The sequence below is a fragment of the Alsobacter soli genome, from assembly GCF_003004785.1.
Lineage (GTDB): Bacteria > Pseudomonadota > Alphaproteobacteria > Rhizobiales > Beijerinckiaceae > Alsobacter > Alsobacter soli.
In genome coordinates this window covers 116,555-132,144 of record NZ_PVZS01000011.1, presented here as the reverse complement: position 1 = coordinate 132,144, position 15,590 = coordinate 116,555, and the positions used below count along the sequence as shown (strand labels likewise).

Genomic DNA, 15,590 nt, shown 5'->3' with positions numbered 1-15,590 from the left:
GCCATGATCATCGCCATCGACGGCCCTGCGGCGTCCGGCAAAGGCACCCTCGCCAAGCGGCTGGCCGTCCACTACGGCCTGCCCCACCTCGACACGGGGCTACTCTATCGCGCGGTGGCGCGCACGCTGCTGGACCAAGGCAGCCCGCTCGACGACGAGGCGCTGGCCGTGAAGGCCGCCCAGTCGCTCGACCTCGGGCATCTCGATGAAAGCCGGCTGAGGGGACGCGAGATGGGAGAGGCCGCCTCCGTGGTCGCCGCCATCCCGCCCGTCCGGGCGGCGCTCGTCGCGTGGCAGCGGCAGTTCGCATCCCGGCCGGAAGGCGCGGTGCTGGACGGCCGCGACATCGGGACCGTGATCTGCCCGGACGCCACCGTGAAGATCTTCGTGACGGCGTCGGCCGAGGAGAGGGCCCGCCGGCGCCATCGCGAGCTCGCCGGCCGCGGCGAGACGACGCCCTACGAGGAGGTGCTGGCCGACATCCGCAAGCGCGACGCCCGCGATTCGGGCCGCACGACGGCGCCTCTCGTTGCGGCGCATGACGCGCGCTTGCTCGACACGACCAATTTGGGTATAGAGCAGGCCTTCCAGGCGGCCGTCGCTCATGTCGAGGCCGCGAGGCGGGAGCAGGCCTGACGCCGCGAGAGACTGTCTCGGCGCGTCCCCAACCGGCTCCAATGAAGAGGGCGCGTCCGACGCGCCCTTCTTGTCATGCCGCCCCGCGCTCGATCCCCGGCTCCCTGGCCGAAAAGAACCACGCTCCCGATCGTCGGTTCGCGCCGGCCCGCCTCTGGCGGTGGTCCTCGATTTTTCGAAGACATCGGCGATAGGGAGCGCATCGCAACGCAAACCGCCGGCGCCGGGCCACAAGGCCCCCCAGGAGAACCAATGTCCGCAGCCCTGAAATCCCCGTCGCGCGAAGATTTCGCCGCGATGCTCGATGAGTCCTTCTCCGCCGCCGACGCCCTCGAGGGTTCCGTTGTCAAGGGCAAGGTCGTCGCCATCGAGAAGGACATGGCCGTCATCGACGTCGGCCTGAAGACCGAGGGCCGCGTCGCCCTTCGCGAGTTCACCGGCCCTGGCCGCGAAGGCGCGCTGAACGTGGGCGACGAGGTCGAAGTCTACCTCGACCGCATCGAGAACGCGCTCGGCGAAGCCGTGATCTCGCGCGACAAGGCTCGCCGCGAGGAGAGCTGGGTCAAGCTCGAGGCGTCCTACGAGAAGAACGAGAAGGTCACGGGCGTGATCTTTAACCAGGTCAAGGGCGGCTACACGGTCGACCTCGACGGCGCCGTGGCGTTCCTGCCGCGCTCGCAGGTCGATATCCGTCCGATCCGCGACGTCACCCCGCTCATGGGCGTGCCGCAGCCGTTCCAGATCCTCAAGATGGATCGCCGCCGCGGCAACATCGTCGTGTCGCGCCGCACCGTCCTCGAAGAGACCCGCGCGGAGGCTCGCTCCGAGCTCGTCGCGAACCTCGAGGAAGGCCAGGTGGTCGACGGCGTGGTCAAGAACATCACCGAGTACGGCGCCTTCGTCGACCTCGGCGGCATCGACGGCCTGCTCCATGTCACCGACATGGCGTGGCGCCGCGTGAACCATCCGTCCGAGGTGGTCACCATCGGCCAGCAGCTCAAGGTCAAGATCATCAAGATCAACCACGAGACGCACCGCATCTCGCTCGGCATCAAGCAGCTGCTTGCTGATCCGTGGGAGGGCATCGAGGCCAAGTACCCGGTCAACGCCAAGTTCACCGGCCGCGTCACCAACATCACCGACTACGGCGCCTTCGTGGAGCTGGAGCCGGGGATCGAGGGCCTCATCCACGTCTCCGAGATGTCTTGGACGAAGAAGAACGTGCACCCCGGGAAGATCGTCTCCACCTCCCAGGAGGTCGAGGTGCAGATCCTCGAGGTTGATCCCGTCAAGCGGCGCATCTCGCTGGGTCTCAAGCAGACCCTGCAGAACCCGTGGGAAGCCTTCTCCGAGAAGTACCCGGCCGGCGCGGTGGTCGAGGGCGAGGTCAAGAACAAGACCGAATTCGGCCTGTTCATCGGTCTCGATGGCGACGTCGACGGCATGGTGCACCTGTCGGACCTGGACTGGAACCGTCCTGGCGAGCAGGTCATCGAGGAGTTCAAGAAGGGCGACATCGTCAAGGCGGTGGTGCTCGACGTGGACGTCGAGAAGGAGCGCATCTCCCTCGGCATCAAGCAGCTGGGCGGCGATCCCTTCGCCGACGCGGCGGCTTCGGGCGACCTGAAGAAGGGCGCGGTCGTGACCTGCGAGGTTCTCGAGGTCAAGGACTCGGGCCTGGAGGTCAAGATCGCCGGCACGGACCTGTCCACGTTCATCAAGCGCAACGAGCTCGCCCGCGAGCGTCAGGACCAGCGCCCCGAGCGCTTCGCCCCCGGCGAGAAGCTCGACGCCCGCGTCACCATGTTCGACCGCAAGTCGCGCAAGGTGCAGGTCTCGATCAAGGCGCTCGAGATGGCCGAGGAGAAGGAAGCCATCGCCCAGTACGGCTCGGCTGACGCCGGCGCCTCGCTCGGCGACATCCTCGGCGCCGCCCTCAAGCGCGCCAACAAGGGCGAGTAATCGTCCCCTGGCGGTCGGGCTTCGGCCCGACCCCTCCAGACACAAAACCCGCGCGGAGCGATCCGCGCGGGTTTTGTTTTGAGCGCCGACGGGGCCTACCGGCTGGTTTCGAGCGCGCCGCGCACGAGACGGGTCAGCAGCGCGCCCAGGCGATGCACCCCGGCTTCGTCCAGGGCCACGTTGACCGGCGGCCTGCGCAGGCTCTCGGCGTTGCGCACGAAGATGAAAGGCTGGTTCACGAGCCAGACCGTCGTCAGCCTCGCCTCCTCGACAGGCAGGTGGGGCTGGAAGCCCGCGACAATGCGTGCGGCGGCTTCGAACGTCGGGAGGCGACGCTCGGCGAGCACCTCGGTGAAGGTCGCCGTGCGGTTCATGATCTCCCAGTTCAGGACCTGAAGGGGCTCCCTGATCTCGGAGGCTTTCGCGATGGCGGAGAGGCTTTGCCTCAGAAAGGCCTCCAGCGCCTCGGCCGGCGTGAGCCGGGCGAGGGCCTCCTCATCCAGCTCGTTCAGCCGCTCCAGCCGTTCGAGCGCCGCCTCCAAGACGGCCCGGTACAGGCCTTCCTTTGCGCCGAAGTGGTATTTGATGGCCGCCTGGTTGGCCTCGGCCTGGTCTGCGATGGCGCGCACGGAGGCGCCGTCGAAGCCATGACGGGCGAACTGCGAGAGCCCGGCGTCGAGCAGACGCCGGCGCGTGAATTCCGACGCGCGAGTCATCAATCCTACTGGAATTTGGCGAAGCGCGTGAGATTCGCGGCTGCCGATGTGACGCCCGAGACGGCTTCGTCGACGGTGGACAGGATCTTCGGAGTCTTGAAGCCGAACAGTCCGTGGGTCTCCTGCGCGACCGGCCCGCCTTGGGCGACCGGGTCGCCAACCGGGGCCGCCACCGGAAGGGTCGCGACCTCGACAGGGGCGGCCAGCTTCGGCGCCTTCGGTGCGGACTGCGGCCGGGCCTTGCGGTGGGCGGGAGCAGGCTCATCGGCGGCCATCACGGTATATTCCAGCTTGGGCTCAGCCCAGGCCTCACCCGCCATGGCGACGAACGGCCGCGACAAGGAGGCCTGGAATCCCGGATCGCCTTCCATCGGGAAGGCATGGGCCAGATCCGAGGGGCCCTGGAGGACGCCGGTGATCGTGAAGGAGGCAGGCTGGAGCTGAGGCTGCGGGGCGGCGTTGGCCGCCGCCACCGAAGCGCTCGGGGCGCCCAACACCAGCACAGGCTGAACGGTCGGGACCGGGTCGGCCTTCTTCATCATCGCATTCGTGACCGCCGCGACGCACAGCGCCGCCGTGATGGAGGTCGCGACCTGGCCGGCCACCTTGCGGAGGAACGCGGCGCTGGCGAGAAGCAGGGACTTCGAATCGATCATCGGCGCGGCCTCGGTTCAAACGGGTGCTTGAAATTTAGTCGGGTGTTTGAGGCAGCATCAAGGCGCAGCTTGGGGTGGAGCTGGCGTTCTCGGTCGCCGAATGTTTCCGGCGCCGAGCGGCAGGGCGGAGAAAACAAAATGGCCGGGAAAGATCCCGGCCACGAGTGTCGAACAAAGGATAGTTCGCTGTCAGGCCAGGCAGGCCTGCTCCAGCATGATGAAGGCCCGGGCTCGGTGCGAGAGGCCCAGGCCACGCGGGGGCAGCCCGTGCTTCTCCTCGCTGGTCATCTCGCCGAAGGTGCGCTCGTGCCCATCCGGCAGGAACATGGGGTCGTAGCCGAACCCGGCCGTGCCGCGGGGGGGCCATACCAGCGCCCCGTCCACCCTGCCCTCGAACTCCTCGACGTGGCCGTCCGGCCAAGCGATGCAGAGCGCCGAGATGAACCACGCATGGCGCTGATCCGGCTCGAAGGCGTCGCGCTCGCGCAAACCCGCCTCGACCTTCTGCATGGCTGCGCCGAAGTCCTTCTCGGGCCCGCCCCAGCGGGCCGAGTAGATACCGGGAGCTCCGTCCAGCGCCTCCACGCAGATGCCGCTGTCGTCCGCAATGGCCGGGAGGTTCGCCGACTTCGCGGCGGACTCGGCCTTGATGCGGGCGTTCTCGGCGAAGGTGGCTCCGGTCTCCTCGGGCTCGGGCAGGTTCAGTTCACCGGCCGACACGGCCGTGAGGCCGCGGGGCGCGAGAAGCTCCTGCATCTCTCGGAGCTTGCCCTTGTTGTGGGTGGCGATCACCACCGTGCCGGTCAGCTTGCGGGCCATGGGGGCCTCCTCACATCACGGCGAGCTTCTGCAGCTCCACCAGCTGGGCCACGCCCCCCTTGGCGAGGCGGAGCAGGGACAGGAACTCCTCCTCCGAGAAGGGCTTGCCCTCGGCAGTGCCCTGGATCTCGACGAGGCCGCCGGAGCCGGTGATCACAAAGTTGGCGTCGGTCTCGGCGCCGTTATCCTCGGCGTAGTCCAGGTCCAGCACCGGCTGGCCGCCCGCAATGCCGCAGGACACGGCGGCGACGTGATCCTTGAGGGGGTTCCCGGTCAGCATGGAGCGGGAGCGCATCCACTGGATGCAGTCGTGCAGGGCGACCCAGCCGCCCGTAATCGCGGCCGTGCGGGTGCCGCCATCGGCCTGCAGGACGTCGCAGTCGATGACGATCTGCTTCTCGCCAATGGATGTGAGGTCCACCACCGAGCGGAGGGAGCGGCCGATGAGGCGCTGGATCTCCTGGGTGCGGCCGGACGGCTTGCCGGAGGTCACCTCCCGCCGCGTGCGCTCGTGCGTGGCTCGGGGCAGCATGGAATATTCGGCAGTGACCCAGCCCTTGCCGGAATTGCGCAGCCACGGCGGGGCGCGCTCTTCGAGCGAAGCCGTGCAGAGCACATGCGTCTCGCCGAACTTCACCAGGCAGGAGCCCTCGGCGTAGCGGGCGACGCCGCGTTCCAGGCTCACTTTGCGCAGCTCGTCGGGCGCGCGGCGGGAGGGTCGCATGTGATGCATCCTGTGTTGGATCGAGATTGGGGGCGTTCTAGGCCCGGGCGCAGGCGAGGGCAAGGAAGAGCCGTCCGGGGCGGCGGCGCCAGTGTCGCACAGCCTTGATCGCGGCGGTCCGAACGCCCAAAAATAGAAGCAGCAATCCGCCTGTGCGAATGACGCCACCGGCAGCCTGACAGCATGCGAGGATTCGTGCCGCAACCGACCAGTCGAGCGCTCATGGAGCTGAACGAGCGCTCGCGCGAGATCTTCCGGCGCATCGTGGAGAGCTACCTCGCCACGGGCGAGCCCGTGGGCTCGCGCAACCTGTCGCGCATCCTGCCGATGTCCCTGTCGCCGGCCTCCATCCGCAATGTGATGTCGGACCTGGAGGTGGCGGGGCTGCTGTTCTCGCCCCATACCAGCGCCGGGCGCCTGCCCACGGAGGCGGGCCTGCGTTTCTTCGTGGACGCGTTGCTGCAGGTGGGCGACGTGACCTCGGAGGACCGCTCGCGCATCGAGGCCGAGGTCCGCGCGTCCGGGCAGCAGAAGAACACGGACGCCATGCTGGCGGAAGCCTCTTCCCTGCTCTCTGGTCTGTCGCGCGGCGCCGGCGTGGTGGCGACCACCAAAAGCGCGGCGCGGCTGAAACATCTGGAGTTCGTGCGGCTCGACGCCGGGCGGGCGCTCGTGGTGCTGGTCTCCGAGGACGGCACGGTGGAGAACCGCATCGTCGACCTGCCGCCCGGGCTGCCGGCCACCGCCCTCGTGGAGGCTTCCAACTACCTTTCCGCCCGCATCCGCGACCGGACGCTCGGCGAACTCGTGGCCGAGGTGGAAAGCGAGCGCGCCCGCGCCGAGGCGGAGCTCGACTCCCTAACCGCCCGGCTGGTGGAAAGCGGCCTCGCCAGCTGGGGCGGGCGCGGCGACGACCGGCAGCTGATCGTGCGCGGGCAGGCCAACCTGCTGGAAGACCTTCGCGCCATGGAGGACCTGGAACGCATCCGCCTGCTGTTCGAGGACCTCGAGACCAAGAAGGACGTCATCGACCTCCTGGCCCGGGCCGAGGACGGCGAGGGCGTGCGCATCTTCATCGGCTCGGAGAACAAGCTGTTCTCTCTTTCCGGCTCGTCGCTGATCGCCGCGCCGTTCCGGGACGCTTCGCACAAGATCGTGGGCGTCGTGGGGGTGATCGGGCCGACACGGCTCAACTATGCGCGGATCGTGCCGATGGTGGACTACACGGCGCGCGTGGTGAGCCGGCTCTTGGAGGGGCGCTAAGCTACCCCAACCTGATCACCACCACGCCGCCGAGCGCCACCATGGCGGCGGTCCAGCGCAGCCAGCCGACGGGCTCCTTCAGCCCCACCGCGGCGAGCAGCACGCCGAAGAAGATGGAGAGCTCGCGCAGCGCCGCCACGGCCCCCACCGGACCGTGGGTGAAGCCGTAGAGCACCAGCAGGTAGGACGCGTTCGACATCAGGCAGGCGAGGACGCTGAAGCCGACGCCGCGCTTGTAGGCGCGACGGAGGCCAGGGCCCTCGAGCGTCAGCAGGATCGCCATGGTCACCGCATTGGCGACCGACACGGCGCAGCCATATTGGATAGGGTCGCCGGCCGCCCGGACACCCTGGGCGTCGGACACCACGAACAGGGCGTTGGTGCAGCCGGCCAGGATGGCGAGGGCGAAGCCCAGGCGATCGAAACGCTCGCCCCGGCGGGCGGATTCGGCCAGCAGCAGGACCCCCAGCGAGATCGCCACGATCCCGACGAAAGCCAGCGGCGACACCCGATCGCCAAAGGCGAGCCAGCCAATCAGGGTGACGCCCAACGGCGCCACGCCGCGCACAAGCGGGTAGGCCAGGGCGAAAGGCGTCCGCCGGAAGGTCGCCATCATGGCCCGCATGGTGACCAGATTGCAGGCGGCGCCCACGGCCAGCCATGCGAGGGCGCGGGGAGGCGGCAGGCCGAGCCAGACAACGCCCGGCGCCATGACCACGCCGGCCGTGATGACGACCGTCGCAAGGGCGTAGCCGGGCTCAGGGCGGCTGCGGGCGAGCGCGTTCCAGAACGCGTGCAGGAACGCGCTGAGCAGGGCCGCGGCGAAGACGGTGAGGGTCACGGCGAAGACATCCGCAAGGCAGGCGGCGGAAGTCGCCGATAGGGCATGCTGGCGGGGCTCACATCAGAAGGCCAGAGCCGGATGCGCCGGTCAGTCCAGCATCTTCTGCATGAAGACGAGGTCGAGCCAGCGATCGAACTTCCAGCCCACCTCCTTGAGACGCCCCATCTCGGCGAACCCGAAGCCCTTGTGGAAGTGAATGGACGAGGTGTTGGCAGCGTCGATCCCGGCCACCATCACGTGCTTGCCGAGACCGCGGGCGGCCTCGATGAGGGGCGGCATGAGCGCCTTGCCGACACCCTTTCCGTGGTGATGGCGATGCACATAGACCGAGTGCTCGACCGTGTGGGCGTAGCCATCCCAGGGACGAAAGTCACCGAAGCTCGCGAAGCCCAGCACGGTGTGGTCCAGGGCCGCGACCAGGAAGGGGTAGCCCTTCGCCTTCCTGTCCTTCAGCAGGGCGCGACGGCTCTCGATATCTGCCGTGTGATTGCTCCAGACGGCCGTCGTGTTGAGAACGGCGTCGTTATAGATGTCGAGGACCTCAGGCAGGTCCGCCTCTTGGACTTCGCGGATGGTGACCTGCATGGCTCCCCCTTACAGGCGCTTGTAGAAAATCGTCGTGGAGCAAAATCCGCCATCCGGCCACAAGGCGTAATCCGGGATGTCACCGACCCGAATCCATCCCGCCTTCTGATACATGTGGGACGCCGGCGAGCCCGTGACGGTGTCGAGAGTGAGCAGCGACAACCCGCGACGGCGCGCCTCGGCGTCGATCTCGGCCATGAGGGCTTCCCCAATCCCCTGCCGGCGGGCGGACGCATGCACCAGAACCTTCGCGACGTCGCCCCGGTGCGGCTGGTTGGGCTTGGCGCAGGGGTGGAGCTGGGCCGTGCCGAAGATTCGGCCATCGCGCTCCGCCGCCACGAGGGCGAGCCGGTCGGCCTCGAGGTCGTCGATCACGCCTCGCCACCAAGCCCGGGCCTCTTCCGGGGCGAACGGATTCATGAACCCGACCGAGGCCCCGCCAGCGACGCAGCTCACGAGGATGTCGACGAGCGCCGGCATGGCGTCTCGGGCGGCGGCGGGGTCGAGGACGCGGGTCGTCAGGGACATGCGGAACTCCGGGGCGATCTCCCGGCGAGAATCGCCGCTTGGGCCAGCCGAATCAATCGGCTCCGAGGCGCACATCGCTTGGAAAAGCCACAGCCGGCTGGTATCTGAGCCCGCATGAGCGAGCACCCGATCTCCAACATCCGCAACTTCTCCATCGTGGCCCATATCGACCACGGCAAGTCGACCCTTGCCGACCGGCTGATCCAGGCCACGGGCGGCCTCTCCGAGCGCGAGATGGTCGACCAGGTGCTCGACAGCATGGAGATCGAGCGCGAGCGCGGGATCACCATCAAGGCGCAGACCGTCAGGCTGGAATACAAGGCCAAGGACGGGCAGACCTACGTTCTCAACCTCATGGACACGCCCGGGCACGTGGACTTCGCGTACGAGGTCAGCCGCTCGCTGGCGGCCTGCGAGGGCTCACTCCTGGTGGTGGACGCCTCCCAGGGCGTGGAGGCGCAGACGCTCGCCAACGTCTACCACGCGCTGGACGCCAACCACGAGATCGTGCCGGTCCTCAACAAGATCGACCTGCCTGCGGCCGAGCCCGACCGCATCAAGGCGCAGATCGAGGAGGTGATCGGCCTCGACGCGTCGGACGCCGTGCCGATCTCGGCCAAGACCGGGCTCGGCATCGACCTGGTGCTGGAGGCCATCGTTCAGAAGCTGCCGCCGCCCAAGGGCGACGAGACGGCGCCGCTCAAGGCGCTGCTGGTGGACAGCTGGTACGACGCCTACTTGGGCGTGGTGGTGCTGGTGCGCATCATCGACGGGACGCTCAAGAAGGGCGCCGACATCACCATGATGGGCACGGGCGCCCGCTACGAGGTGGACCGCATCGGCGTGTTCCGGCCGAAGATGACCGACGTCGAGAAGCTGGGTCCGGGCGAGGTCGGCTACATCACGGCGCAGATCAAGCAGGTGGCCGACACCCGAGTGGGCGACACCATCACGGAGACGCGCCGGCAGACCCCGGCGGCGCTGCCGGGCTTCAAGCCGGCGCAGCCGGTGGTGTTCTGCGGCCTGTTCCCGGTGGACGCGGCCGACTTCGAGGACCTGCGGGCCGCCATGGGCAAGCTGCGCCTCAACGACGCCAGCTTCTCCTACGAGATGGAGAGCTCGGCGGCGCTCGGCTTCGGCTTCCGCTGCGGCTTCCTGGGCCTGTTGCACCTGGAGATCATCCAGGAGCGCCTGGAGCGCGAGTTCAACCTCGACCTGATCGCGACCGCGCCGTCGGTCGTGTACCGGATTCACATGAAAACGGGCGAGGAGATCGAGCTTCACAACCCGGCCGACATGCCGGACGTGATGAAGATCGAGGAGATCCACGAGCCCTGGATCCGGGCCACGATCCTCACTCCGGACGAGTACCTGGGCGGCATTCTGAAGCTCTGCCAGGACCGGCGCGGCGCGCAGATCGACCTGAACTACGTCGGCAAGCGCGCCATGGTGGTGTACGACCTGCCCCTCAACGAGGTGGTGTTCGACTTCTACGACCGTCTGAAGTCGATCTCTAAGGGCTACGCCTCGTTCGACTACACCATCACGGACTACCGGGCCGGCGACCTCGTGAAGATGTCGATCCTGGTCAACGCCGAGCCGGTGGACGCGCTCTCCATGCTGGTCCACCGCACCCGCGCCGAGATGCGCGGCCGGGCCATGTGCGAGAAGCTCAAGGAGCTGATCCCGCAGCACCTGTTCCAGATCCCGATCCAGGCCGCCATCGGGGGCAAGATCATCGCGCGCGAGACCATCTCGGCCCTGCGCAAGGATGTGACCGCCAAGTGCTACGGCGGCGACGTCTCCCGCAAGCGCAAGCTCCTCGACAAGCAGAAAGAAGGCAAGAAGCGCATGCGCCAGTTCGGCCGCGTGGAGATCCCGCAGGAAGCGTTCATCGCCGCGCTGAAGATGGACAGCTGAGGGCTCGTTCGGGTTTTTGTATCGCAGCGCCTCAGCCGTCATTGCGAGCCAAAGGCGAAGCAATCCAGTCGGTCATTCGCGTTTCTGGATTGCTTCGTCGCTGCGCTCCTCGCAAAGACGGGGTTCCGTAAGCGGCTCGCCTTAGACCCGCTCCGCCTCCGCCAAGAACCTCAGCAGGCGCTCGCTCAGCGCCGCCTCGTCCTTCGTTTCGCATTCCCACACGACCAGCGCCTTCCAGCCGCGCTCCGCCAGAGCCGCGAGGTTGGCGGCGTCGCGGGCGCGGTTGCGGGCGATCTTGGCTTCCCAATAGGGCCGGTTGGCTTTCGGCATGCGCGCTCCGCGGGCGCAGTCGTGGCCGTGCCAGAAGCAGCCGTGGACGAAGATGGCCTTGCGGCGCCCGATATAGGCCACGTCCGGCCGGCCTGGGATGTCCTTGCGATGCAGGCGGTAGCCCGGCGCGACCGAGCGCAGGAGACGGCGGACGAGCAACTCCGGCGTGGTGTCCCGCCCGCGGACGGCGCGCATCACGGCGGAGCGCTCGGGCGAAGGCGTCTCGGTCGGCTTGGTCACTCCGCCGCCACGTCGAGGGGGGCGGCGAGATCCAGCAGCGGCTCCAGCAGGTGCTCGCGCAGGTGCGCCACCACCGGAACGGCGAGCCCATCGCCGGCGAGGTGGTAGGCGTCGTTGTAGCGGGTGGGGAGCACGTAGCTGTCCGGCAGGCCCATGAGGCGGGCGGCCTCGCGGGCGGACAGGAGCCGGGTGCGGATGCGCTCGCCTTCCACCACCACGATCGTCTGCCGGCTGGAGCCGCCGGAGGCGGTGCGCAGGCAACCGGCGACCCCGTCAAAGCGGACTTCCGCCCGCTGGGCCTTGCCGCCGTCCGGCGTCCGGCGGGTCCGGCGATAGAGCGCGCCCACCTCGCGGCGGCCGCTGGCCTTTGCCGCCTCCAGCTTGGCGCGGTGGGGCGGAGCCATCAGCGAGAGGAGGTAGGCGGTCTCCTCGGGCGTGTGCCAGGCGACATCGTTCGGCGAATCCTGGATGAGGTCGCGCAGTACGACCCTGCGCGCCGGCGCCTCGGGCAGGCGCCACCACCGCCATCGCGCGGCCAGAGGCGCCGGGAGCATGGCCTGCGCGCTGCGCAGGGACTCCGTGGTCCAGAGGCCTGGGCCGGGCGTCGCAAGCGGAGCAGACGGAAGCTCTTCCCGGGCCGCCACAAAGAACACGCGCGGACGGGACTGGGGCAGGAACCGCTCCGCGTCGAGCATCAGGGCGCCGAAGACGTAGCCCAGGCGGGCCAGAGCGGCGCAAAGCGCCTCGAAGTCACGGCCGCCCTTGGATGTGAGAGCGCCTCCGACGTTTTCGAGAACGAGAAGCCGAGGCGGCCGGTGCTCGCCCCGGAGTCCGTCGATCAGGGCGTGAAAGCCCCAGAACGCGCCGGAGCGGGCTCCGGCCAAGCCGGCGCCGCCGCCCGCCAGCGAGAGGTCCTGACACGGGAAGGACGCCCAGGCGAGGTCGGCGTGGTCGGGCAGATCCGCCGGCGACAGGGCGTGGATGTCGCCGCAGCGCATCTCCGCGTCGCCCCAGTTGGCGCGGTAGCTCGCCGCCTTCCTGGCGTCGAAGTCGTTGGCGAACAGGCAGCGCCAGCCGGCGCCCAGCCCAGCGCGGGCCATGCCGCCGCCGGCGAAGAATTCGTAAAAGGTCGGCTGCGCGCGCCCTGCCCTGCCCATGGCCGGACACTAGACAGCGACGCGAGTCGTGTCGACTGGCGGGAGGGAATCGCGCGGGTCCGTTCGCCTGACGCTGTTCTGCTTCGGCTCACGGCAAGGCAGCGGAAACAGCAAAAACGCGGCCGCCCCACGCGGGCAGACAATGCTTCGGCTGGGTGTTTGTTCCCGGGTCGTCAGGCCGGCTTGTCGGAGACCAGGCGGTCGCGATGCAGCAGCGGCGGGAACAGCCTGGCCCAGAGCGCGGCGACCAGCATGGTGCCGAGGCCGCCCACGACGACCGCCGGCACGGCTCCGATCAGGGCTGCGAGCGCCCCGGATTCGAATTCGCCGAGTTCGTTTGAGGCGCCGATGAAGACGCTGTTCACGGCGGCGACGCGGCCGCGCATGGAGTCCGGCGTCTCGGCCTGCACAAGCGTCTGGCGGACATAGACGCTCACCATGTCGCAGGCGCCCAGCACGACGAGGCTGCCCAGCGAGAGCACCAGGTTCGTGGACAGGCCGAAGATCACCGTGGCGAGGCCGAACAGGCCGACGGCCTGGAACATCGTCCTGCCGGCGCGCTTCTGCAGCGGATGGGCCGCCAGCCACACCGACATGGCGACCGCCCCAACGGCGGGCGCGCTGCGCAGGGCGCCCAGGCCGACGGGGCCCACCATCAGCACGTCGCGGGCGTAAATGGGCAGGAGCGCCGTCGCGCCGCCCAGCAAGACGGCGAAGAGGTCGAGCGAGATCGCGCCCAGGATCACGGGGCGGGCGCGGATGAAGACGATGCCGGCCAGCAGGCTTTCCAGGGTGGTTTTGACGCGCGAGCCGGCATGGCCGCCGCGTCTGATCAGGGCGACGAGGAGTGCTGACAGGAGAAATGACGCCAGCGCAGCGGCAAAAACCACCGGGGCGCCGAAGGCGTAGAGGACGCCGCCGACGGCCGGGCCGGCGATGGACGACGTCTGCCAGGCCGACGCGTTCAGCGCCACGGCGCTGGCGAAGTCCTCACGCGCCACCAGGTTCGGCAAGAGGGCCTGCGTCGCCGGGTTGGCGAAGGAGCGGGCTGAGCCGACCAGCACCGCAAGCGCATAGATGGGCCACACCGGGCTGGCGGGCGTCAGGGCGACCAAAAGGAGACCGAGGGACGCAAGCGCGACCAGCGCCCAGCACAGCGAGATGATCCTGCGCCGGTCGAAGCGGTCCGCCACGTGGCCGGTCACCAGCGCGAGGGCGAGGGCGGGCAGGAATGCGGCCAGGCCGACGAGGCCCAGCGCGAGCGCGCTGTGGGTACGGTCGTAGACCAGCCAGCCCAGGCCCACGTTCTGGATCTGCATGGCGAGACCGGAAAGGAACCGGGCGGTGAAGAAATACCGGAAGTCGCGCGAATGCAGCGCGGCCCAGCCGCTGGCGTTCCTGATCATGGAGCTCTGTCGTCGGGAAAGCGGCGTCCGTATCACGCGGAAGCGCGAGTGAACAGGCGCGTTCGCGCGGGTCTGGCCGGCATCGAGCCGTCCTATGACGAGGATGAGCCAGCTTGCGGCGGCGCTTCGATCTGATATTTCAGAACGGAACTACACCGCTGAACCAGGCAGGAAGGAACGCCCCATGAAGATCCTGATCACCGGCGGAGCCGGACATGTCGGGCGTACGCTGCGCCGGGAACTGGCCGGGCGGTTCGAGCTCGTGCGGATCTTCGACATGGTCGCCGCGGAGCCGATCGGGCCCAACGAGGAGTCGGTCGTGGGCGACATCGCCGATATTGCCGCCGTCGAGAACGCGACGCGGGGGATGGACGCGGTCATCCATCTGGCGGCCGAGCCCAACGAGGCGCCGTTCGGGATCATCCTGCAGGCCAACGTCGTCGGGACCTGGAACGTCTACGAGGCCGCGCGGCGCTGCGGGGCGAAGCGGGTGATCTTCGGCTCGAGCAACCACGCGGTGGGGTTCTACCCGCGCTCGCAAAGGATCAACGAGACCGTGCCGGTGAAGCCGGACAGTCGCTATGGCCTGAGCAAGTGCTGGGGCGAGGCGGTAGCCCAGCTTTACGCGGACAAGTATGGGGTGAAGAGCCTGCTGCTGCGCATCGGCAACGCCGCCGCGACGCCCGGCAGCGCCCGGGCGCTGGCGATCTGGGTGAGCGGCCGCGACCTCGCCCAATTGGTCACGATCGGCCTGGAGCACCCGGACATTCACTGCAACGTGGTCTACGGCGTCTCCAACAACGCCGCCTGCTGGTACGACAACTCGGCCGCCTATCGCCTCGGCTACAAGCCGCAGGACCGGGCGGAAGACTACACCGACGCCGCCATGGCGGCGGAAGCCGGCCAGCAGCACGAGCCTGCCGACCTTTATTTCCAGGGCGGTCCATTCTGCGCCATCGAATACGAAGGCGGCCCAATCCCGCCCGCGGAATGAACCTCACGCCGGCTCGCGGCCGGTGATCAGGCCCGCGTAGGCGCGGCGGATCGCGTTCTCCGCCGTTCGGGTCACTGTTTTGCGGTCCGAGCCTGCATCGAAGGCGATCGGCTCGCCCCAGACCGCTACTGCGTCGATCGGTTGACCCGCAATCACCGGCGCGAGATGGGGGATCAGCTCCATGTCGCCATACCAGGCCAGGGCCGGGCGGTCCGGGCGCCCGACAGGCAGGCCGCCCCGACGCGGATAGGCGATCGTCAGCGGCTGCACGAGGACGTGGCCCGTGTGGCCGGCTTCCGCGATGGCGTCGCGGGCCGCGCCGACCACGGCGGTCTTGAAGGGCAGGACGCGGTTGCCGTCACTGGTGGTGCCCTCGGCGAAGAGCACGATGGCGTCGCCGCCGGCCAGGCGCTCGGCGATCTCCCGGTTGGCCTCGGCGGCTCCTTTCCGACGCTGGCGATCGATGAAAATGGAGCGTTGCAGGCGGGCGAAGGTCCCGAACACCGGCCAGGATCCCACCTCGCGCTTCGCCACAAAGGACAACGGCAGCAGGGTCGAGATCACCGTGATGTCGAGCCAGCTGGTGTGGTTCGCCAGCACCAGGAGCGGACGACCTTCCGCCGGCGCGCCCGCGACTTCGATTCGGATGCGGAACAGGGCGCAGACAAACTGGTGGAAGCGCCGGGGCAGCCGGTGAGCGATGGGCGAGCCCGCCTTCAGGGCCGACCATTGCACCACCATCAGCACCAGCGTGATGGGAACCAGGACCGCCAGGACCGCGGCGATGCGGAGGCGGGACATGGCGGCCAT

The 15,590-nt window shown here is 68.7% G+C and carries 16 protein-coding genes; 5 read left to right on the top strand and 11 right to left on the bottom strand.

Annotated elements, in window-relative coordinates; translation table 11 throughout:
• The first annotated feature begins 3 nt into the window (after positions 1 to 3).
• Positions 4 to 636: a (d)CMP kinase gene (gene cmk / locus SLNSH_RS12165; RefSeq protein ID WP_106337258.1), complete on the top strand. Its 633-nt coding sequence runs from the start codon at positions 4 to 6 to the stop codon at positions 634 to 636.
• A 252-nt stretch (positions 637 to 888) separates the two neighbouring features.
• Positions 889 to 2,598 carry a 30S ribosomal protein S1 gene (gene rpsA / locus SLNSH_RS12160; protein ID WP_106337257.1) on the top strand — a complete coding sequence of 570 codons (1,710 nt, stop codon included), beginning with the start codon at positions 889 to 891 and terminating at the stop codon, positions 2,596 to 2,598.
• A gap of 95 nt (positions 2,599 to 2,693) precedes the next feature.
• Here the strand turns inward: rpsA and SLNSH_RS12155 are convergent, their stop codons facing one another.
• From SLNSH_RS12155 to rph, 4 genes are all read right to left on the bottom strand, one after another.
• Positions 2,694 to 3,314, bottom strand: a complete 621-nt coding sequence (locus SLNSH_RS12155) for a TetR/AcrR family transcriptional regulator (RefSeq protein ID WP_106337256.1) — start codon at positions 3,312 to 3,314, stop codon at positions 2,694 to 2,696.
• A 5-nt stretch (positions 3,315 to 3,319) separates the two neighbouring features.
• A complete protein-coding gene (locus SLNSH_RS12150) occupies positions 3,320 to 3,970 on the bottom strand; it encodes a hypothetical protein (RefSeq protein ID WP_106337255.1) in 651 nt (216 codons plus the stop codon).
• 189 nt (positions 3,971 to 4,159) lie between these two features.
• A complete protein-coding gene (rdgB, locus tag SLNSH_RS12145) occupies positions 4,160 to 4,789 on the bottom strand; it encodes an RdgB/HAM1 family non-canonical purine NTP pyrophosphatase (protein WP_106337254.1) in 630 nt (209 codons plus the stop codon).
• A gap of 10 nt (positions 4,790 to 4,799) precedes the next feature.
• Positions 4,800 to 5,513 (bottom strand): ribonuclease PH, encoded by a 714-nt coding sequence (gene rph / locus SLNSH_RS12140; RefSeq protein ID WP_106337253.1) that lies wholly within the window; start codon positions 5,511 to 5,513, stop codon positions 4,800 to 4,802.
• A 222-nt stretch (positions 5,514 to 5,735) separates the two neighbouring features.
• Between rph and hrcA the strand changes: the two genes are divergently transcribed.
• On the top strand, positions 5,736 to 6,776 hold the full coding sequence (gene hrcA / locus SLNSH_RS12135; protein ID WP_245422294.1) for a heat-inducible transcriptional repressor HrcA: 1,041 nt from the start codon (positions 5,736 to 5,738) through the stop codon (positions 6,774 to 6,776).
• A gap of 1 nt (position 6,777) precedes the next feature.
• On the opposite strand, the gene SLNSH_RS12130 is transcribed toward hrcA, so the two are convergent.
• The 3 genes from SLNSH_RS12130 to SLNSH_RS12120 form a co-directional block, all read right to left on the bottom strand.
• A complete protein-coding gene (locus tag SLNSH_RS12130; RefSeq protein ID WP_106337251.1) occupies positions 6,778 to 7,617 on the bottom strand; it encodes a DMT family transporter in 840 nt (279 codons plus the stop codon).
• A 90-nt stretch (positions 7,618 to 7,707) separates the two neighbouring features.
• The gene (locus SLNSH_RS12125; RefSeq protein ID WP_106337250.1) at positions 7,708 to 8,205 is read right to left on the bottom strand and encodes a GNAT family N-acetyltransferase; all 498 of its coding nucleotides are present in this window, start codon (positions 8,203 to 8,205) and stop codon (positions 7,708 to 7,710) included.
• Positions 8,206 to 8,214: 9 nt separating this feature from the next.
• Positions 8,215 to 8,733 carry a GNAT family N-acetyltransferase gene (locus SLNSH_RS12120; RefSeq protein ID WP_106337249.1) on the bottom strand — a complete coding sequence of 173 codons (519 nt, stop codon included), beginning with the start codon at positions 8,731 to 8,733 and terminating at the stop codon, positions 8,215 to 8,217.
• 114 nt (positions 8,734 to 8,847) lie between these two features.
• Between SLNSH_RS12120 and lepA the strand changes: the two genes are divergently transcribed.
• A complete protein-coding gene (gene lepA / locus SLNSH_RS12115) occupies positions 8,848 to 10,653 on the top strand; it encodes a translation elongation factor 4 (RefSeq protein WP_106337248.1) in 1,806 nt (601 codons plus the stop codon).
• Between the two features lie 141 nt (positions 10,654 to 10,794).
• Here the strand turns inward: lepA and SLNSH_RS12110 are convergent, their stop codons facing one another.
• From SLNSH_RS12110 to SLNSH_RS12100, 3 genes are all read right to left on the bottom strand, one after another.
• The gene (locus tag SLNSH_RS12110; RefSeq protein ID WP_280954471.1) at positions 10,795 to 11,223 is read right to left on the bottom strand and encodes a very short patch repair endonuclease; all 429 of its coding nucleotides are present in this window, start codon (positions 11,221 to 11,223) and stop codon (positions 10,795 to 10,797) included.
• The gene (locus SLNSH_RS12105) at positions 11,220 to 12,380 is read right to left on the bottom strand and encodes a DNA cytosine methyltransferase (RefSeq protein WP_106337247.1); all 1,161 of its coding nucleotides are present in this window, start codon (positions 12,378 to 12,380) and stop codon (positions 11,220 to 11,222) included. Before SLNSH_RS12105 ends, SLNSH_RS12110 begins: the two co-directional genes overlap by 4 nt.
• Before the next feature lie 173 nt (positions 12,381 to 12,553).
• Positions 12,554 to 13,786, bottom strand: a complete 1,233-nt coding sequence (locus SLNSH_RS12100) for an MFS transporter (RefSeq protein WP_106337246.1) — start codon at positions 13,784 to 13,786, stop codon at positions 12,554 to 12,556.
• 184 nt (positions 13,787 to 13,970) lie between these two features.
• On the opposite strand from SLNSH_RS12100, the gene SLNSH_RS12095 reads away from it, so the two are divergent.
• Positions 13,971 to 14,780 carry an NAD-dependent epimerase/dehydratase family protein gene (locus tag SLNSH_RS12095; RefSeq protein WP_106337245.1) on the top strand — a complete coding sequence of 270 codons (810 nt, stop codon included), beginning with the start codon at positions 13,971 to 13,973 and terminating at the stop codon, positions 14,778 to 14,780.
• 3 nt (positions 14,781 to 14,783) lie between these two features.
• Here the strand turns inward: SLNSH_RS12095 and olsA are convergent, their stop codons facing one another.
• Positions 14,784 to 15,581 (bottom strand): lyso-ornithine lipid O-acyltransferase, encoded by a 798-nt coding sequence (olsA, locus tag SLNSH_RS12090; RefSeq protein WP_106337310.1) that lies wholly within the window; start codon positions 15,579 to 15,581, stop codon positions 14,784 to 14,786.
• Positions 15,582 to 15,590 lie beyond the last annotated feature (9 nt).